Genomic DNA, 298 nt, shown 5'->3' on the forward strand with positions numbered 1-298 from the left:
GAAAAGACGATCAGGTAAAAATAAGAGGGTATAGGATAGAGCTTGGAGAGATAGAGCATGCTTTAGTAAAACATGAAGCTGTAAGTCAGGCAGTTGTTTTAGCCAAAGAGAACGAGTTGGGAGAGAAAGAACTCGTAGCGTATATCGTTTCTGATATTGAGCAAAACACAAGCGATTTAAGAGTTTATTTAAAACAGTCGTTGCCGGAGTATATGCTTCCGACGCATTTTGTTCAACTCGAGGCTATCCCATTAACAGCCAATGGTAAAATAGACAAAAAAGCATTACCGAATCCTGA

Annotated in this window: 1 protein-coding gene; it reads left to right on the plus strand. The window is 39.3% G+C overall.

The genetic code is table 11. The features are described from left to right. On the plus strand, window positions 1-298 hold a 298-nt coding region (locus JO950_RS22145), incomplete at both ends, for a hypothetical protein (RefSeq protein ID WP_202704570.1).

It is taken from the genome of Flavobacterium sp. UGB4466, assembly GCF_903469665.1.
Classification (GTDB): Bacteria; Bacteroidota; Bacteroidia; order Flavobacteriales; family Flavobacteriaceae; genus Flavobacterium; species Flavobacterium lipolyticum.